Raw genomic sequence first — 18099 nt, forward strand, 5'->3', positions numbered from 1 at the left:
GCCAGAGCGCCGTCCGGGCGAGAGAGATCCGCCTCCACGACGCGGCAGCGACGTTCACCGCCACAGCCCGCGGGTGTCCACGGTGACGGCCTCGTCGAGGCGCAGCTGTTCCCGGCCCACCGCGCGGAACGGCGCGTGGTCGACCAGCACGACGATCAGGTCGGCTCCTCGCGTCGCCTCCTCCAGCGTCGCGAGCGTGACGTTGGCGAACCGTGCCAACGTGTCGGGCAGGTCCGGGACGTGCGGTTCGACCACCTCGATCGACGCCCGCGGGAGCAGCGCGGCGAGGCGACCGACCACCTCGACGGCCGGCGACGCGCGCAGGTCGTCGATGTCGGGCTTGAACGCGAGCCCGAGCGCGGCGATGCGCGGCCGCTCGAGCCCGCTGACGGCGGCGCGCACCCGGTCGACGACCACGCCGGGCTGCGCGTCGTTCACCTCCCGGGCCGTCCGGATCAGCCGTGCCCGTGCGGGCGCGGCCCCTACCAGGAACCAGGGGTCGACGGCGATGCAGTGCCCGCCGACTCCCGGCCCCGGCTGCAGGATGTCGACGCGCGGGTGGCGGTTCGCGAGCTCGATCAGCCGCCACACGTCCGCGCCCAGGGCGTCGGCGATCAGCGAGAGCTCGTTCGCGAACGCGATGTTGACATCCCGGTAGGCGTTCTCCGCGAGCTTGGACAGCTCGGCGGTGAGCGCGTCGGTCAGCAGGATCGAGCCTCGGCAGAACGCGGCGTAGACGTCGCGGGCCAGGCGGGCGCAGGCCGGGGTGATGCCGCCGATGACCCGGTCGTTCTCGACGATCTCGGTCAGCACCCGCCCGGGGAGCACCCGCTCCGGGCAGTGGGCCACGTGCAGCGCGACCTCGCCGTCGAGCGGCCGCAGGTCGGGGCGCTCGGCGAGGAGCCGTTCCGCCAGGCGGTGGGTCGTCCCCGGCGGCGACGTCGACTCGAGCACCACCAGCGCGCCGGGCCGCAACCGCGGGGCGATCGCGTCCGCGGCGGCGTCCACGCAGGAGAGGTCCGCCCCTCCGTCCGCGCCCAGCGGGGTCGGCACCGCCACCACGTACACGTCGGCCTCGGGCACGTCCCGCTGCGCGCGCAACGCGCCCCGGGCGACGGCGCCCGCCACGGCCACCCCGAGACCGGGCTCCACGAACGGCACCTCGCCCCGGTTCACCGCGGCGACGACACCGGTGTCGACGTCCACGCCCACGACGTCGGCGCCGTGCGACGCCAGCACCGCGGCGGTCGGGAGCCCGATGTAGCCGAGGCCGACGACGGCGACCCTGCGGCCGTCCAGCCGGCCGCACCCGCCCTCGCTCACGGCACCACGGGCGGCAGCAGGTCCACCGCACCGGCGTTGTGCTCGAGGTACTCCCCCACCGCGTCCGCCCGGACCGCCGCCATCAGCTCGTCCAGGGCCGGCCGGTCGAGCACCACGATGCTCTGCGCCCCGTCCGGGCTGCGCCCGGTCCCCTCGGTCGGGACGGTGAAGAAGGTGAGGTCCGTGGACGCGAGGTCCCCGACCCGGTCCCGGAGGTCGGCCATCGCTGCGGCGTCCAGCCCCTCGTCGGTCGCGACGGCGTCGCCGACGGCCCGCAGGAACGGCACGGACGTGAGCGGGTTGGCGAGGGTGCGCTCGTTGCGCATGGTCGCGACCATCGCGCGGACCCAGGCCTGCTGGCGGTGCATCCGGTCGAAGTCGCCGCGGGCGAGGCCCTTGCGCTCGCGCACCCAGCGCAGCGCCTGGTCGCCGGTGAGCAGCTGGTGCTGACCGGCGGGGACGGTCGTGCCGTCGTGCGTGAAGTCCTCGGCGAGGGTGATCCGCACGCCGCCGAGCGCGTCGGTGACGGCCGCGAACGACTCGAAGTCCGCGACGGCGACGTGGTCGATGCGCACGCCCGTGAGCTGCTCCACGGTCTGCACCGTGAGGCTCGGCCCTCCGTACGCGAACGCGGCGTTGATCTTCGCCTGACCGTGCCCGGGGATCTCGACCCAGGAGTCGCGCGGGACGGACATGATGTACGCCGCACCCCGGTCGGCGGGCAGGTGCACCAGCATCATCGTGTCGGTGCGCTGGGCGCCCCGCTGCCACGACGCGGGGTCGCCGGCGGAGATCCGGCTGTCGGAGCCCAGCAGCAGGAGGGTCTTCGGGGTGGCGCCGGCCTCGGCCGTCGCGGCCGGGGACGCAGCGGGCGGGCGGTCGGTCAGGCCGGTGAACGGGTCGGCGAACGTGTCGACGCGGCCCACGAGCCACCGCTGCAGGCCCCAGACGCCGCCGACGGCGACGAGCACGAGGGACAGCAGCAGGCACAGGGTGACGACGAGCGCGCGCCTGCTGCGCCGCTGCTCGGGGCGCGCGGCATGGCGGCGGGCAGGCATGGGGGAAACGTAGGAGCGCACCGGCGCGGCGCCCGCCACTCAAGGTGGTGCCGGCGTGCGCTCGGTGCCGGAGCCGGGCGGTTGCGCCACCTTTCGCCCGGTTCGTGCCCGCGGGCCCGGGGAGCGCTAGGTGGTGCCGCCCCGGAAGACCGGGGGCGGGGCGGCACCACGTAGGTGAGGGCGGTGCCTCAGATGACCAGCACCGACGCCGTGCCCTTGCCGTAGCCGGACACCTCGACCTCGAGGTCGAGCCGGCGCACGTACGCCAGCACCCACTGCGCCACGTCGGCCGGCAGCGGCTCGCGCGGGGCGTACCACTTGTCCAGCTTCAGGTGCGGGGCGTCGCCGACGTTGAACAGCGCGGCGGTGACGTTGAGGATCTCGCCGGCGTTCTCGGCCAGGGCCGAGGGCAGCTGCTCCTCCTCGACGGCGGTCTGCGCGGTGCGGGCCGGGACCAGCGCGATCGACGCGCCCAGGTGGGCGGCGAGCGGCAGGTCGAACAGCACGAGCGCGGACAGCTTCATGAGCTTGTCGACGTAGACGCCGACCAGCGCCCCGCCGCCTCGCACCGGGTCGACCATCGGGCCGCCGGTCGTGACGGTGATGTCCCGCCCGACCAGGCCCTCCCAGTGCTCGCGCACCTCCATGGCCGCGGGCAGCGGCGTGGCGTCGCTCATGCCAGCACCGGGTCGATCGCCTCGCGGAAGGTGTCCGCGGTGAACGGCTTGGCGATGAGGAAGAGCGCGCCGGCCTCCTCGGCCGTGGTGCGCATCTCCTCGGAGCCCTCGGAGGTCACGAACCCGAGCGGGGTGCCGAACCCCTCGGCGCGCAGCGCGCGCAGCAGGTCGATGCCGGTCAGGTTCGGCATGTTCCAGTCGGACAGGATGACGTCGGGCTCGTCGGCCCGCACGGCCTCGAGGGCCTCCTGGCCGTCGGACGCCTCGCGGACGTCCCAGTCGTAGCCGGCCTGGCGCAGCGTGCGGATCACGATCTGCCGCATCACCCGGCTGTCGTCGGCGATGAGCACGCGGATCATGCTCGTCACTTCCCTTCGGTGGCGGGTCCCACGACGGTGGTCGCGGGGGTCTGGGTGGCGCCGGGGCTCACTGGAACAGCGAGACCACGACGACGATCGGGCGGCCGCGCCAGTCGAGGCGCAGCTCGTGCGTGAGCGACCCGGCGGGGGCCGCGGGGAGCGCCGACTCGACCTGGGGCAGCCCGAGGGTGCCCTGGCTCGGCAGCAGCGCCTTGATGTTCCCGCCGACGACGTTGGCGACCTCGCCGAACGCGTCCTGCAGGTCCTCGGGGCCGACCGGCTCGTCGGCGCCCATGCCCAGCAGGGCGCGGGTCAGCTCGTGCGCGGTGGGGGCGTCGGTGGTGACGGCGGCGCGCCCGGCGAGCTCGCCGTGCACGTCCACCCAGGCGGCCAGGGGCTCCGCGGGGGCGGGCACCTCGCCCTCCCAGGGGCGGAGGTAGCCGGGCTCCCCGTCGATCATGGCCGCGAACACCTCCTCGGCGATCGCGAACACCTGGTCCTGCTCGACGGCGGCGGCGGTCATACGGGCTCCTCGGCGGGGACGAGCCCGAGCAGGTCGAGCTTGTCGCGGATGGCATCGGTGGTGAACGGCTTGATCAGGTACTCGTGGGCGCCCGCCGCGAGGGCGCGCACGATCTGGCCGTGCTCGCTCTCGGTGGTGACCATCATCAGCGTGATGTTGCGCCACGCCGGGTTGGCGCGGACCTTGGTGACGAAGGTGAGGCCGTCCATCACCGGCATGTTCCAGTCGATGCAGGCGAGGTCGACCTCCTCCCCCGACTCGAGCAGGTCCAGCGCCTGCTGCCCGTCCCCGGCCTGGACGGTGCTGAACCCCAGGTCCTCCAGGGCGCCCGCGACGATGCGCCGCATCGTCCGCGAGTCGTCGATGACCAGTGCTCTCATCGCGTCACTCCTTGTTCGAATGCCGGTCCGGCGGGGCGCCGCGGCGCGGTGGGCAGGGTGGTGGCCGGTCGCGGCTGGACCGGCCAGGTGGACGTGGGGACCCCGGCGACGGGCACGCGGGGCGCGCCGGCCGGGACCGCGGGGGTGGCGCCCGTGAGGGTGCCGGGTGCGGGGCGCGGGGCCGGGACGGCACCGGCGTGCACCGGGCGGTACACGGACCCGCGCTCGACGGGCACCCGCTCCCAGTCGCCGTCGACGCCGATCGTGGTCTCCGCGGCGCCGAGGACGAGGTACCCGCCCGGGCGCAGGGCGCGGTGCACCCGGCCGAGGATCGAGCGCTTGGTCTCGAGGTCGAAGTAGATGAGCACGTTGCGCAGGAACACGATGTCGAACGGGCCGGCGGGCGGCAGGTCGAGCAGGTTGTGCTTCGCGAACGTGATCGTCCGGCGCAGCTCGTCGGCGATCTGCCAGTCGTGCCCGTTGCGCTGGAACCAGCGGACCATCATGGGCGCGGGCAGGCCGCGGTTGACCTCGAGCTGCGAGTACCGGCCGGACCGGGCCTGCGCGAGCACCTGCTCGGACAGGTCGGTGGCGGTGATGCTGAACCGCGCGCCCGGCCCGAGCACGTCGGTGAGCGTCATGGCGATCGAGTACGGCTCCTGCCCGGTGGAGCAGGCGGCCGACCAGACCTTGAGGCCGTCCAGCACGGTCCGCTCGGCACGCAGCCCGGGGACGATGTGCGTCCGGAGCGCGCTGAACGGGGTGTTGTCCCGGAACCAGGACGTCTCGTTGGTGGTGAGCGCCTCGACGATGTCGGCCAGGTCGGACTCCCGGCGCGCGGACCGCACCTCGCGGACGTACGCGTCGACGCCGGCGTGGCCCCCCTCGCGGGCGAGCGGCAGCAGCCGGCTCTCCACGAGGTACTCCTTGCCGGCCTCCAGCTGGATGGCGCTGCGCCGCCGCACGACGTCGGCGACGAAGGCGAACGTGTCCTGGGTCAGACTCATGGCCGACCTCCGATCGGGGCTGCTGCGGGGCGTCCGGCGCCGGCGCGGGCCAGCACGGACTCGAGGGTGGGGGCGACCTCGTTCAGAGGGAGCACGCGGTGGGCGAACCCGGCGGTGGCGACCGCCCCGGGCATCCCCCACACGACGCTGGTGGGCTCGTCCTGCACCACGACGGTGCCACCGGCCCCGACGACGTCCTCGCAGCCGGTGCGGCCGTCCGCGCCCATGCCGGTGAGCACGAGGGCGAGCAGCTGCCCGCCGAGCTCGCGCACCGCGGACCGGAACAGCACGTCGACGGCGGGGCGGCAGAAGTTCACCGGCGGGCCGTCCGTCAGCTTCACGCGGAGCTGGCCCGCGGACCGGCTGAGCTCGAGGTGGTGGTCGCCGGGCGCGATGTAGACGGTACCGGGCTGCAGCAGGTCGCCGTCGGCGGCCTCCACGACGGTGGCCGGGCCGAGCCGGTCGAGCCGGGCGGCGAGCTGCCGGGTGAACACCGGCGGCATGTGCTGCACGACGAGCACGGGCACCGGCGGCGCCGCCGACAGCGCGCCGATCACCTTGGACAGCGCCTCGGGGCCGCCGGTCGAGGAGCCGATGATGACGGCGCTCACCGGGTGCGGCGCGGGCGCCGGGCGGGTGACGACCGCGCGGCGGGCGTTCGCCGAGGAGGCGATCGGAGCCGGTCCGGCGGCCGCACCGACGCGGGCGCGCGGCGCGGGTGCCCCGGCGGGTGGCGGCCCGGCGACCGGGCCGCCGGGGGGCGGGAGGGCCCCGGCGGCACCCGGCCGGTGCGGCACCAGCGCCTTGATCTTCGGGATGAGCTCGCTCGCGACCCGGTCCAGCGACTCCTGGACGCTGCCGACGTTCGCGGGCTTGGTCACGTAGTCCGTCGCGCCGGCGACGAGGGCGTCCAGGGTGGCGGACGCGCCGCGCTCGGTGAGCGTGGAGAACATGATGATCGGCATGGTGTGCCGGTTGCGGCGCAGCGCGCGCACCGCCTCGATGCCGTTCATCTCCGGCATCTCGATGTCCATGGTGACGAGGTCGGGTGCCAGCTGGTCGACCTTGGCGAGCGAGATGCGCCCGTTGGAGGCGAAGCCCACCACCTCGATGTCGGGGTCGCGCGAGAGCGAGTCCGTCACCAGCCGGCGGACGACGACCGAGTCGTCGACCACCAGCACACGGATCCTGGTCACGAAGTTCCCCTTACACGCGGACCGGCCGCACCGGCCGGGTTCGTGGTTCTGATCGGTCGGTGCGGCCGGTTCCTGAGCCGCCGGGGCGGCTCGGTGGGTGCCGTCAGTAGGTGAAACGCGCGACCCGCTCGTGCAGGTCGGCGGACAGCGTCGCGAGGTCCCTGACCTGCGAGGACACTCCTCCCAGGACGTCCGCGGAGCGGGCCGCGGCGCCCGCGACGCCGGTGATGTTGGTGGCGATCTCACCCGACCCCGTGGCGGCCTCCGCGACCGACCGGGACATCTCGTTGGTGGTCGCCGTCTGCTCCTCCACGGCGCTGGCGATGGTGAGCTGGTAGTCGTTGATGCTCGCGATGATCTGGGAGATCTCCCCGATCGCCGTGACGGCCGCCGTGGTGTCGTTCTGGATGGCCTCGACCCGGCGGGCGATGTCCTCCGTGGCCTTGGCGGTCTCCTGCGCGAGCTCCTTGACCTCGCCGGCCACGACCGCGAAGCCCTTGCCGGCCTCCCCGGCCCGCGCGGCCTCGATCGTCGCGTTGAGCGCCAGCAGGTTCGTCTGCTCGGCGATGCTCGTGATGACCTTGACCACGTTGCCGATCTCCTGGCTCGAGACGCCGAGGCGGGCCACCTGGTCGTTGGTCGCGGCCGCGACGTCGGTGGCCTGGCTCGCCACCTTGGCGGCGTGCGAGGCGTTCTGCGCGATCTCCCGGATGCTGGCGCCCATCTGCTCCGCGCCGGCGGCGACCGCCTGCACGTTCCGGGACACCTCCTCGGCAGCCGCGGCGACCACGCCGGCCTGCGCCGAGGTCTCCTGGGAACCCGCGACCACGTCGCCGTTCGACGCGGTGAGGCTGGCGGCGGTCGTCTCGACCGAGCCGGCCGCGTCCACCACGCCCGCGAGCGTCGTGCGCAGCGACTCCTGCGCCTGGCCGAGCGCCTCGGCCATCCGGCCCGTCTCGTCGTGCCACGGCACCTCGGCCGGCACGGTGAGGTCGCCGTCGGCCATCGCCTCGAGCGAGCCCTGCACGCTGCGCACCGCCCGGGTGATCCGGCGGATCACCAGCACGGCCAGCAGGCCGGACAGGGCGGCGCCGACCACGAACGCGGCGACGAGCGCGACGATCGTGCGGTCCACCTCGGCGCGGCTGTCGGCGAGGATCTGGTCCACCTGCGCGTCGACCTGACCCTGCGCCAGCGCGAGCGCGCGGCCCGCCCAGTCGGGGTCCGCCGAGGCGTCGGCCGCGAGCGCGGTGCGCAGCCCGGTCAGGTCCCCCGCCTGCACGAACGGCAGCAGCGTGCCGTCGCGGTAGGTCACCCAGGCGTCCCAGCGGTCCACGAAGTCGGTCCACTGCCGGGTGTCGGACTGCGGGTACGCGTCGATGGCGTCGATCTGCGCGGCGACGTCGCGGTCGTTCCACGCCGAGGACTCGAGCAGCTGCGCCTTCACGGACTCGTCGGTCGCCTCGGCGGCGCGGTGGACGAGCAGGTGGCTGCGGGCCTGGGCGGTGCGCAGCTCGGACATGGCCGACTGCAGGTCCCCGGTCAGGCCGGACATCTCCTCCAGGTGCTGGCCGGCGCGGTACAGCGCCACGGCGCCGACGCCGCCGACGAGGGCGAACGTGCCGCCGAGCACCAGCAGCGAGACGGCGATCTTCAGGGCGATCGGGCGGTCCCAGAACCAGGACGCGCGGCTGCGCCGGGTCGCGGCCGGGGTGCCGGCCCGGGTGTGGTCGGTGGTGCGCATCAGCCCAGCTCCTCCGGCGTGTAGTAGCCGCCGTCCACGAGGACCTGGCGGTAGTTCTCCTCCGTGACCACCTGCGGCGACAGCAGGTACGACGGGACGACCTTCACGCCGTTGTCGTACGAGGCGTTGTCGTTGGTCTCGGGCTCGGCGCCGTCCAGCAGCGCGCGCACCATCGAGACGGCGACCTCCGCGAGCTGGCGGGTGTCCTTGTAGACCGTGCCGTACTGCTCGCCCGCCGCGATCGACTTGGCGGAGGCCAGCTCGGCGTCCTGGCCGGTCACGACCGGCAGCGGCTGGTCGGCCGAGCCGTAGCCGATGCCCTTGACGGCGTCCAGGACCGCGATGGAGATGCCGTCGTACGGGGACAGCACGCCGTCCAGGCGCCGGTCCGCGTACCGCGGGAGCAGGGTCTGCATCCGCGCGGTGGCGTTCTTCGGGTCCCACGCGGCGGTGGCGATCGTCTCGAAGTCGGTCTCGCCCGACGGGACGACCAGCACCCCCGAGTCGAGGTACGGCTGCAGCACCTGCATGGCGCCGGCGTAGAACACGCTCGCGTTGTTGTCGTCGGTCGACCCGGCGAACAGCTCCACGTTGTAGGGGCCGGACGCGCCGGTGGCCTCGCCGCCCGCGTCCAGCACGCCGAGGCCCTGCAGCAGCTGCGTGGCCTGCAGGACGCCGACCCGGGCGTTGTCGAAGGTGGCGTAGTAGGCGACGTCGGGCGACTCGCGGATCAGCCGGTCGTACGCGATCACCGGGATCCCGGCATCGGCGGCGTCACCGAGGACGTCCTTGAGCGCGACGCCGTCGATGGACCCGATCACCAGCGCGTCGGCGCCGGCGGCGATCATGTCCTCCAGCTGCTGCACCTGGGTGGGCACGTCGTTCTCGGCGTACTCCAGGTCGACGTCGTAGCCCAGCGCCTGCAGCTGGTCCTGCACGTTCTCGCCGTCGGCGATCCACCGCTCGGAGGTCGTCGTGGGCATCGCCACGCCGACCAGCGGCCGGCCGCCGTCGTCCGCGCCGCCGCCCGCTCCGGGGTCCGCGGACCCGCAGCCCGCGACCGTCACCACCGCTGCCACGGCGAGGGACGCGGCGAGCGCATTCCCCGCACGGTGGCGCTTCCCGTGCCTCATCTCGACTCCCTCGTCCGATCCGGCGCGCGGCGCTCCCTGCCGCGGCCGTGCCCCCTGGATCGACCGGGATCACCCGGTTGTGAGCGCTCCCGCGGGGAAACGGCGGGTGAACACGGCGAGGCCGCCCGGGTGCGGGACCCGGGCGGCCTCGTGCGGACGGCGGCGGGCGTCAGTAGGTGAAGCGGGCCACCCGGCCGCGCAGGTCCTCGGACATGCGCGCGAGCTCGCCGATCGAGTCGCCCATCTGGCCGAGCGTCTGCGAGGACGTCGCCGTCGCCGACGCGACGCCGGTGATGTTCGTGGCGATCTCGCCGGACCCGGTCGCGGCCTCCGCCACCGAGCGGGACATCTCCGTGGTCGTCGCGGTCTGCTCCTCGACGGCCGAGGCGATGGTGAGCTGGTAGTCGTTGATGCTCGCGATGATGTGCGAGATCTCGCCGATCGCGGTCACCGCGGCGCCGGTGTCGGCCTGGATGGCCTCGACCCGGCGGACGATGTCCTCGGTCGCCTTGGCCGTCTCCTGGGCCAGCTCCTTGACCTCGCCGGCGACGACGGCGAAGCCCTTGCCGGCCTCCCCGGCGCGGGCCGCCTCGATCGTGGCGTTCAGCGCCAGCAGGTTGGTCTGCTCGGCGATGCTGGTGATGGCCTTGACGACGTTGCCGATCTCCTGGCTGGACTCGCCGAGCCGGGTGACCTGGTCGTTCGTGGCGGCGGCGACGTCGGTGGCCTGGCCCGCGACCTTCGCCGCCTGGGACGCGTTCTGGGCGATCTCGCGGATGGAGGCCCCCATCTCCTCCGCGCCGGCCGCCACCGTCTGCACGTTGCGGGACACCTGCTCGGCCGCGGCCGCGACCACGCCGGCCTGGGCCGAGGTCTCGTCGGAGCCGGCGACCACCTGGTGCGACGCCACGGACAGCTCCTCGGCGGCCGCGGCCACCGTCTGGGCCGTCTCGACCACGCCGGACACCAGGCCCCGCAGGCTGGTCTGCGTGCGCTCGAGGTCGACCGCGAGGGTGCCGATCTCGTCGCGCCCGTCGACGCCGGACGGCACGGTGAGGTCGCCGTCGCCGGCCGCGGCGAGCGCGGAGGACACGCCGCCGATCCGCCGGACGATGCCGCGCGCGACCACGAACGCCAGGGCGGACGCGGCCAGCGCGCCGACGAGCGCGACCAGCACCGTGATCCACACCGACCGGGCCCCCAGGGCGTCCGTCTCCTTCGCGAGCGCCTCGGCCTGGTCCCCCTGCGAGGTGGTCTCGACCTGCATCGCGTCCATCACCGCGGTGGTCAGCGGGCGCACGGTGTCGTTGAAGTACGTGCCGAACTCCTCGGTGTCCCCCGCGTCGGCCATCGGGAACAGCGTGTCCTCGGCCGCCGCGTAGTAGTCGTCCAGCGCCGCGACCATCGTGTCGACGTCGTCCTGGCTGACCGCGTTGGCCCGGTACTCCTCGATCTGCGCGGCCAGGTCGCCCTGGCGCTCCGTGAGCTCGTCCGCGAGCGTGGCACGGGTCTCGGCGTCCGCGATGCCGTACTGGATGACGCGGGCGCGGTCGCCCTGGAACGAGCGCTGGATCTCGGTGAGCTGCTGCAGCGGCGTCACGTTGCCGGAGTACATCTCGGCGGCGTCCGCGCGCAGGGTCCGCAGGGAGCCGATCGCGACGGCGGTCACGACCGCGGTCATCGCCACCATCACGAGCACCGCGGTGAGGATCTTGACCAGCACCGGACGGTCGGCCCAGAGCCGCCGCGGGGAGCCGTCGTGCTGCACGCTCATCTGTCGTTCCTTCGTCGAGGGGGACCTACGTCCTCCCCATCGGCCGCCGGCGCGGGACCGCGAGCGGTTCCGCGCCGGCCGGCGGGTGGAATCGGCGCCCGCCCGCCGCCCGCGCCCGGCCGCCCGCGCCCGGCCGCCCGCGCGTCGAGGGGGCAACCGACACGTCGAGCGAGCATCCGGCGGATGCTCGCTCGACGTGTCGACTGCTCGCTCGGCGCGGTGGCCGGGCGCGGTGGCGGGGCGCGGGTGGGCGCCGCGGCCGGGGTCAGTAGCGGAAGCCCGCCACCCGGGCGCGCAGGTCCTCGGACATCCGGGCGAGCTCGCCGATCGCGCCGCCCATCTGGTTCAGCGTCTGCGAGGACTCCGCGGCCGCCGCGGCGACCCCGGTGATGTTCGTGGCGATCTCCCCCGAGCCGGTGGCCGCCTCGGCGACGGACCGGGACATCTCGTTGGTGGTCGCCGTCTGCTCCTCGACCGCGCTGGCGATCGTCAGCTGGTAGTCGTTGATCGACGCGATGATCGAGGAGATCTCGCTGATCGCCGCCACGGCCCCGGTCGTGTCGCCCTGGATGGCCTCGACGCGGCGCGCGATGTCCTCGGTCGCCTTGGCGGTCTCCTGGGCGAGCTCCTTGACCTCGCCGGCCACGACCGCGAAGCCCTTGCCGGCCTCCCCGGCCCGCGCCGCCTCGATCGTCGCGTTCAGGGCCAGCAGGTTCGTCTGCTCGGCGATGCTGGTGATGACCTTGACGACGTTGCCGATCTCCTGGCTGGAGACGCCGAGGCGGGCGACCTGGTCGTTGGTCGACTGGGCGACGTCCGTGGCCTGGCCCGCGATCTTCGCGGCCTGCGTGGAGTTCTGGGCGATCTCGCGGATGCTGGCGCCCATCTGCTCGGCGCCCGCGGCGACGGTCTGCACGTTGCGGGACACCTGCTCCGCCGCGGCGGCGACGACGCCCGCCTGCGCGGAGGTCTCGTCCGAGCCGGCCACGACCTGGTGGGACGCGGCGGACAGCTCCTCGGCCGCCGCGGCGACCGTCTGGGCGGTCTCGACCACGCCCGACACCGTGGCGCGCAGGTTCTCCTGCGCGCGGGTCACGGCCCGGGCCATCTGGCCGAGCTCGTCCGCGGAGTCGACGGCCGGGACGACCGTCAGGTCCCCCTCGGCCATCGCCTCGACCGCGCGCTGCACCTCGGTCACCTGGCGCCGGATCACCTGGGCGATCACCAGGCCGACGCAGGCGACCAGCAGCACGCCGAGGGAGAGCACGATCACCAGCACCCGGGCGCCGGAGTCCGCCTCCATCGCGGCACTGTCGGCGGTCTGCCGCAGGAAGTCGTCCGCGCTCTTCTCGGCGGCGTCGAGGCCGGCGATCATCGCGTCGACCGCGGCCCGGGCCTCGCCCTCGTTGACGGCGTCGAACGCGACGTCGTCGCCGGCGAAGGCCGCTGGCACCAGCTGCTCGTCCCGGATCTGCCGGTACTGCGCCCACGCGGCCTGGAAGTCGGCCCAGCCCGGCACCTCGATGCCGCCGAGGCCCTCCTCGAACGCGTCTGCCGCGGCCTGCAGGTCCGCGTCCGTCGCGGCGATCTCGTCCAGGGCCTCCTGCTGGTCGGCCTCGGTCGTCGACTCGCCCGCGCCCGCCTCGGCGATGACCATGCGCGCCTTGATCTCCTCCTGGTGCACCACGGCCAGCGGCGCGATGACGTCGGAGGCCACGCCCTGCACGGTGCCGGTGTCGTCCGCGAGGGAGCTCATGCGCACGGAGGCGAAGGTGCCGGTGCCGGCGACCACCGCGACCACGAGGGCCAGCAGCAGCAGGATCTTGGTGCGGACGCCGCGGTCGACGAACAGCGCCGTCGCACGGTTGCCGCCGGTCGCGCGGGGGGTGGGCGTGCCGGGGGTGCGCGCGGGCGCGGACCCGCCCGGGCCGCGCGGCGTGGGCACGCGGTCGAGGACGGCCGTGCGCGGCTGCCTCGACGTCGTGGTGACGCTCATGGTGGGTCCTCGTTCCTCGGTGTCGTCCCCTGCTGGGCATCTGATCGACCGGGCGGGCAGCCGCGTGAGCCGGTGCCGGGGTGAACCGGCGGTGAACGACGACCGGCCGCGGCGCCCCCTCGTCGGGGTCGCCGCGGCCGGTGCGCGCGGGACGTGCTCAGTAGGTGAAGCGGGCCACGCGTCCGCGCAGGTCCTCGGACAGCCGGGCCAGCTCGCCGATCGCGGAGCCCATCTGGTTCAGGGTCTGGGAGGACTGGGTCGCGGCCGAGGCCACTCCGGTGATGTTCGTGGCGATCTCCCCCGACCCCGTCGCGGCCTCGGCCACCGACCGGGACATCTCCGTGGTCGTCGCGGTCTGCTCCTCCACCGCGCTCGCGATCGTCAGCTGGTAGTCGTTGATCGACGCGATGATGTGGCTGATCTCCCCGATCGCGCCCACCGCACCACTGGTGTCCGCCTGGATCGCCTCCACCCGCCGCGCGATGTCCTCGGTCGCCTTCGCCGTCTCCTGCGCCAGCTCCTTGACCTCACCGGCCACCACCGCGAAGCCCTTGCCCGCCTCACCCGCGCGGGCCGCCTCGATCGTCGCGTTCAGCGCCAGCAGGTTCGTCTGCTCGGCGATGCTCGTGATGACCTTGACGACGTTCCCGATCTCCTGGGACGACGTCCCCAGCCGCGCGACCTGCTCGTTCGTCACCGCCGCCGCGTCCGTCGCCTGACCCGCGACCTTCGCCGCCTGCGAGGCGTTCTGCGCGATCTCCCGGATCGAGGCCCCCATCTGCTCGGCACCCGCCGCCACCGTCTGCACGTTCCGCGACACCTGCTCCGCGGCCGCCGCCACCACACCCGCCTGCGCCGAGGTCTCGTCCGACCCCGCCACCACCTGGGTGGACGCCGCCGACAGCTCCTCCGCCGCCGCCGCGACCGTCTGGGCGGTCTCGACGACGCCGGACACCACGCCGCGCAGGCTGCCCTGGGCCGCCTGCAGGGAGCGCGCCATGTCGCCGAGCTCGTCGGCCGTGCGCACGTCGGCGCGGACCGTGAGGTCGCCCTCGGCCATCGCCTCGAGCGCGTGCCGCACCTGCCCGGCTCCCTGCGCGAGCCGCCGGGACGCGACGAAGCCGATGGCCAGCACGACCGCCAGGCCGGCGACCAGGAGCACGATCACCGTCACGATGGTGCGGGTCACCAGCGCGGACGCCGCGTCCGTGCTCTCGTCGGCGACTTCGGCCACCGACTGGTTCTCCAGGGCGATCGCGTCCGCCGCGATCGTCGTCTGCGGCAGGATCTGCGCGCGGTAGAACGCCGCCGCCCCCGCCACGTCGCCGTCGTCGGCCATCGGGAACAGCTCGTCCTGCGCCAGGCGGACCATCTCGTTCCAGCCCGAGTCGAAGTCGGACCACGCCTGGTCGTTCACGGCGAGGTCGTCGTACGCGGCCTGCTGCTCCTGGATCTTCGCGATGTACTCGTCCAGCTGGTCGCGCAGGTCGGCTCGCACGTCCGTCGACGCCGCCGGGTACTCGACCATCCGCGCACGCCCCGCCTGGAGCGCGCGCTGCAGGTCGCTCACCTGGCCGAGCTGGGCGACGTAGGCGCCCTCCTTCGCGACCTCGTCGCGCAGCTGGACCAGGCTGGTCGCGGCGGCGACCACGACGATCACGGCGACGAGCCCGGAGGCGGCGAGCAGGCCGAGCACCTTGCCGGCGATGGACAGCCGCAGCCCGCGGGCGCGGGACGGGGCGGTGACGGTTCGGGACATGGACGCTCCAGGCGCGTGCGAGGGCGACGCGACCCGCGCGGCTCAGCGCGGGCCGGACGTGTCGCCGGGACGCCCCTCCCATCGGCAGCGCGCTGACCTGCGTGACCGTCGGCGGCGGGTGAAGTGAAGCGCTTTGCGCAGGGACGACGCGAGGGGCCCGTGCCGACGTCCCGGAGGAGGTCGGCGCGGGCCCCTCGCGGGTGCTCCGTGCGCGCGGGGCGTCAGGCCGCGGTGGCCTGGTCCACGTCCAGGACCAGCAGCAGCCGGCCGTCGAGCTTGTGCGCGCCGAGGATCAGCGGCCGCAGCGCGGCGTCCAGCGTCTCCGGCGGGGCCTCGAACGTCTCGGGGCCGACCTCCATGACGTCGCCGATCTCGTCGACCAGCAGGCTGACGGGCTCGCCCGCCACCTGCACGACGACCATCATCGGCTCCGCGTCCTCGCCCAGCGGCTCCAGGCCGAGGCGGGGGCGCAGGTCGACCGTGAGCACGACCTGGCCGCGCAGGTTCACCAGGCCGGCGACCCCGGGCGGGGCCAGCGGCACGCGGGTGCGGACGTGCGAGCGCAGCGCCTCCTGCACCCGCGTGACGTCGACCCCGTACAGGCTGCCGCCGAGGTTGAAGGTGACGTACTGGCTCATCGGGTGGCTCCCACCAGCTCGGACCCGCCGACCTGCGTCGGGAGGTCGTCGTACGTGGAGCGGTGCTCGGGCCGCTCGTCGTAGAACGCCGCGTCGGCGGCGAGGATCGCGCGGCGCACGTCCAGCAGCTCGGTGACCTTCTCCCCCAGCACCGTGGAGCCGACCAGGCCGGCGTCCTCGATGTCGGAGTGCCGGGCCGAGTCGTCGTCGACGATGTCGACGATCTCCTTGACCACGAGGCCGACGCTGCGGCCCGCGCGGCTGTAGACCACGAGCAGCAGCTCGGACGACTCCTCGGACCCGTAGGCGCCGAGGATCCGGTCGAGCCGGGCCAGCGGCAGGATCGTCCCGCGGTACTGCACGACCTCCCGGCCGCCGACGTACTCGACCTGGTCGGCCTGCACGTGCTCGAGGCGGGCGACCGACGCGAGCGGCATGGCGACCTGGCGGCCGCCGCCGATCCCGACGACCAGGACCTGCTGGGTGTCGCGGACCGCGTTGGCCGCGGCGTTGTCGTGCGCGTCGCGGGCGGCGACGTCGAGCTCGCCGGCCAGGGCGCGGCGGGCGATGGCCTGCACGTCCAGGATCAGCGCGACGTGCCCGTCGCCGAGGACGGTCGCGCCGGAGTACGCGCCGATCGCCTTGAGGCGGGCGGACAGCGGCTTGACCACGATCTCCTCGGTGTTCAGCACCCGGTCGACCAGCAGGCCGAACCGCTGCTGGTCCGACTGGACCACGGCGATGACCGCGTTCTCGGGGCGCTCGCCGCCGACCTCCAGGACCTCCGAGAGCGACACCAGCGGCAGCAGCTCCCCGCGCAGCCGGTACACGGCCGCCTCGTGGATGTGCTCGATGCCGGACTCCGAGCGCTGCGAGTCGAGCGCGACGAGCTCCAGCAGGTTCACCTGCGGGATCGCGTACAGGTCGCCCGAGCACTCCACCGTCAGCGCCGGCATGATCGCCAGCGTCAGCGGGATGCGCAGCCGCCACGTCGTGCCGCGGCCCACGACGGAGTCGACCTCGACCGCGCCGCCGATCGACTCGATCTTGGTGCGGACGACGTCCATGCCGACGCCGCGGCCGGACACGTTCGACACGACCTCGGCCGTGGAGAACCCGGCGAGGAACAGCAGCTGCAGCAGGTCCGCCTGGCTCATCGCCGCGACCTGGTCGGCCGTGCGCAGGCCCTTCTGGACCGCCTTGGCGCCGATCTTCTCGGGGTCGATGCCCCGGCCGTCGTCGGAGACCTCCACGACGACCTGGCCGGACGCGTGGTAGGCGCGCAGGGCCAGGACGCCCTTCGGTGCCTTGCCCGCGGCGATCCGGTCGGCGGAGGCCTCGATGCCGTGGTCGACCGCGTTGCGCACCAGGTGCGTCAGCGGGTCCTTCACGGCCTCCAGCAGGCTGCGGTCGAGCTCGGTGTCCCCGCCGGACAGCTCCAGCTGCACCTCGCGGTGGCAGGCCGCCGCGACGTCGCGGACCATGCGCGGCATCTTCGACCACAGGTGCTCGATGGGCTGCATGCGGGTCTTCATGACCCCCTCCTGCAGCTCGCCGGCGATGAGGTTGAGGCGCTGCGCGGAGCGGGCGAGGTCGACGTCGTCGGTGTCGCCCGCCAGCCGGCTGATCTGGTTGCGGGCGAGCACCAGCTCGCCCACCTGGCGCATGAGGGCGTCGAGCAGGTCGACGTCCACGCGGATCGAGGCGTCGGCGGCGCCGGCGCGCAGCGAACCGAGCTCCTCGGCCGCGGCCGGGGCCGCCGCCGGGGCGGCGGGGGCCGGCGCGGCGGCGACGGCGGGCTCCGGCGCGACCGTCTCCACCGCGGGGGCCGGCGCGGGCGCCGGGACCACCGCCGGTGCGGCAGGGGCCGCCACGGGGGCGGCCGCCACGGGCGCGGGGTCGGGCTCGACGGGCGCGGCGGCCGGCTCGGGCGCGGCCTCGGCGGCCGGCTCGGCGCCGGGCTCGATCGCCTGGATCGCCTCGATCGCGGCGATCACCGCGTCGATCTCGACCCCGCCCTCGCCGCCCTCGACCTCGATCGCGCGCAGGATCTCGCGGATCGTGTCGACCAGCCGCAGCAGCACGTCGGTGGTCGCCTGGTCCATCGACCGGCGGCCGTCGCGCAGCTCGACCAGCAGGTTCTCCCCCGCGTGGGCCACGCGCTCCAGGCGCGAGAACGCGAGGAAACCACTGGTTCCCTTGATCGTGTGGATCGTCCGGAACACGCTCGCGATGAGCGAGCGCGACCCCGGTTCGCTCTCCAGGGCCACCAGGTCCTGGTCGAGCTGGTCGAGGTTCTCGTGGCTCTCCACGAGGAACTCGCGGACGATCTCGTCCATGTCCTCCACTGCTGCCTCCTACCGGGTGCGGACCCGTCTGAGGTGAGGATCGGCGGGTCCGGGGGCGGCGTGAGGCTTTCTGCGGGCGACGGGGCCCCGACGCCGGGTGAAGGCGCGGCCGTCACCCGGACGGGTGGCCGCAGAAGGTCGAGACCCCGAGGTCGCACTTCCCGCGGGGTTCGCCCCGGTGGAA

15 protein-coding genes are annotated in these 18099 nt (G+C 74.3%); all 15 read right to left on the reverse strand.

Annotation, left to right across the window (positions count from 1 at the left end):
* Positions 1-54: 54 nt before the first annotated feature.
* Positions 55-1323: a UDP-N-acetyl-D-mannosamine dehydrogenase gene (wecC, locus tag FS882_RS08980; RefSeq protein ID WP_262348174.1), complete on the reverse strand. Its 1269-nt coding sequence runs from the start codon at positions 1321-1323 to the stop codon at positions 55-57.
* Positions 1320-2381, reverse strand: a complete 1062-nt coding sequence (locus FS882_RS08985; protein WP_158372718.1) for an LCP family protein — start codon at positions 2379-2381, stop codon at positions 1320-1322. Before FS882_RS08985 ends, wecC begins: the two co-directional genes overlap by 4 nt.
* Before the next feature lie 188 nt (positions 2382-2569).
* Positions 2570-3058 carry a hypothetical protein gene (locus tag FS882_RS08990; RefSeq protein ID WP_158372719.1) on the reverse strand — a complete coding sequence of 163 codons (489 nt, stop codon included), beginning with the start codon at positions 3056-3058 and terminating at the stop codon, positions 2570-2572.
* Positions 3055-3417, reverse strand: coding sequence for a response regulator (locus tag FS882_RS08995; RefSeq protein WP_147797104.1), 363 nt, complete (start codon positions 3415-3417; stop codon positions 3055-3057). Before FS882_RS08995 ends, FS882_RS08990 begins: the two co-directional genes overlap by 4 nt.
* A 67-nt stretch (positions 3418-3484) precedes the next feature.
* Positions 3485-3940, reverse strand: a complete 456-nt coding sequence (locus FS882_RS09000) for a chemotaxis protein CheX (RefSeq protein ID WP_158372720.1) — start codon at positions 3938-3940, stop codon at positions 3485-3487.
* Complete coding sequence (locus FS882_RS09005) at positions 3937-4320, reverse strand: response regulator (RefSeq protein WP_147795564.1); 384 nt, start codon at positions 4318-4320, stop codon at positions 3937-3939. The genes FS882_RS09000 and FS882_RS09005 overlap by 4 nt, the downstream gene beginning before the upstream one ends.
* Positions 4317-5327 carry a CheR family methyltransferase gene (locus FS882_RS09010; protein WP_158372721.1) on the reverse strand — a complete coding sequence of 337 codons (1011 nt, stop codon included), beginning with the start codon at positions 5325-5327 and terminating at the stop codon, positions 4317-4319. The genes FS882_RS09005 and FS882_RS09010 overlap by 4 nt, the downstream gene beginning before the upstream one ends.
* The gene (locus FS882_RS09015) at positions 5324-6523 is read right to left on the reverse strand and encodes a chemotaxis response regulator protein-glutamate methylesterase (RefSeq protein WP_158372722.1); all 1200 of its coding nucleotides are present in this window, start codon (positions 6521-6523) and stop codon (positions 5324-5326) included. The genes FS882_RS09010 and FS882_RS09015 overlap by 4 nt, the downstream gene beginning before the upstream one ends.
* A gap of 103 nt (positions 6524-6626) precedes the next feature.
* Complete coding sequence (locus FS882_RS09020; protein ID WP_158372723.1) at positions 6627-8267, reverse strand: methyl-accepting chemotaxis protein; 1641 nt, start codon at positions 8265-8267, stop codon at positions 6627-6629.
* Positions 8267-9400 (reverse strand): multiple monosaccharide ABC transporter substrate-binding protein, encoded by a 1134-nt coding sequence (chvE, locus tag FS882_RS09025; protein ID WP_158372724.1) that lies wholly within the window; start codon positions 9398-9400, stop codon positions 8267-8269. Before chvE ends, FS882_RS09020 begins: the two co-directional genes overlap by 1 nt.
* A 169-nt stretch (positions 9401-9569) precedes the next feature.
* A complete protein-coding gene (locus FS882_RS09030) occupies positions 9570-11174 on the reverse strand; it encodes a methyl-accepting chemotaxis protein (RefSeq protein WP_158372725.1) in 1605 nt (534 codons plus the stop codon).
* 265 nt (positions 11175-11439) lie between these two features.
* Positions 11440-13170: a methyl-accepting chemotaxis protein gene (locus FS882_RS09035; RefSeq protein ID WP_158372726.1), complete on the reverse strand. Its 1731-nt coding sequence runs from the start codon at positions 13168-13170 to the stop codon at positions 11440-11442.
* Positions 13171-13327: 157 nt separating this feature from the next.
* The gene (locus tag FS882_RS09040; protein WP_158372727.1) at positions 13328-14929 is read right to left on the reverse strand and encodes a methyl-accepting chemotaxis protein; all 1602 of its coding nucleotides are present in this window, start codon (positions 14927-14929) and stop codon (positions 13328-13330) included.
* Between the two features lie 221 nt (positions 14930-15150).
* A complete protein-coding gene (locus FS882_RS09045; RefSeq protein WP_158372728.1) occupies positions 15151-15567 on the reverse strand; it encodes a chemotaxis protein CheW in 417 nt (138 codons plus the stop codon).
* Positions 15564-17906, reverse strand: coding sequence for a chemotaxis protein CheA (locus FS882_RS09050; RefSeq protein ID WP_262348175.1), 2343 nt, complete (start codon positions 17904-17906; stop codon positions 15564-15566). Before FS882_RS09050 ends, FS882_RS09045 begins: the two co-directional genes overlap by 4 nt.
* Positions 17907-18099 lie beyond the last annotated feature (193 nt).

This window comes from Cellulosimicrobium cellulans (assembly GCF_007679345.1).
GTDB classification, from domain to species: domain Bacteria; phylum Actinomycetota; class Actinomycetes; order Actinomycetales; family Cellulomonadaceae; genus Cellulomonas; species Cellulomonas cellulans_A.

Excerpts from the sequence above, each read along its gene's own strand:
- FS882_RS08985 (WP_158372718.1), bottom strand. The coding sequence starts at position 2,381 with ATGCCTGCCCGCCGCCATGCCGCGCGCCCCGAGCAGCGGCGCAGCAGG.
- FS882_RS08990 (WP_158372719.1), bottom strand. The coding sequence starts at position 3,058 with ATGAGCGACGCCACGCCGCTGCCCGCGGCCATGGAGGTGCGCGAGCAC.
- FS882_RS08995 (WP_147797104.1), bottom strand. The coding sequence starts at position 3,417 with ATGATCCGCGTGCTCATCGCCGACGACAGCCGGGTGATGCGGCAGATC.
- FS882_RS09000 (WP_158372720.1), bottom strand. The coding sequence starts at position 3,940 with ATGACCGCCGCCGCCGTCGAGCAGGACCAGGTGTTCGCGATCGCCGAG.
- FS882_RS09005 (WP_147795564.1), bottom strand. The coding sequence starts at position 4,320 with ATGAGAGCACTGGTCATCGACGACTCGCGGACGATGCGGCGCATCGTC.
- FS882_RS09010 (WP_158372721.1), bottom strand. The coding sequence starts at position 5,327 with ATGAGTCTGACCCAGGACACGTTCGCCTTCGTCGCCGACGTCGTGCGG.
- FS882_RS09020 (WP_158372723.1), bottom strand. The coding sequence starts at position 8,267 with ATGCGCACCACCGACCACACCCGGGCCGGCACCCCGGCCGCGACCCGG.
- chvE (WP_158372724.1), bottom strand. The coding sequence starts at position 9,400 with ATGAGGCACGGGAAGCGCCACCGTGCGGGGAATGCGCTCGCCGCGTCC.
- FS882_RS09030 (WP_158372725.1), bottom strand. The coding sequence starts at position 11,174 with ATGAGCGTGCAGCACGACGGCTCCCCGCGGCGGCTCTGGGCCGACCGT.
- FS882_RS09035 (WP_158372726.1), bottom strand. The coding sequence starts at position 13,170 with ATGAGCGTCACCACGACGTCGAGGCAGCCGCGCACGGCCGTCCTCGAC.
- FS882_RS09040 (WP_158372727.1), bottom strand. The coding sequence starts at position 14,929 with ATGTCCCGAACCGTCACCGCCCCGTCCCGCGCCCGCGGGCTGCGGCTG.
- FS882_RS09045 (WP_158372728.1), bottom strand. The coding sequence starts at position 15,567 with ATGAGCCAGTACGTCACCTTCAACCTCGGCGGCAGCCTGTACGGGGTC.
- FS882_RS09050 (WP_262348175.1), bottom strand. The coding sequence starts at position 17,906 with ATGGACGAGATCGTCCGCGAGTTCCTCGTGGAGAGCCACGAGAACCTC.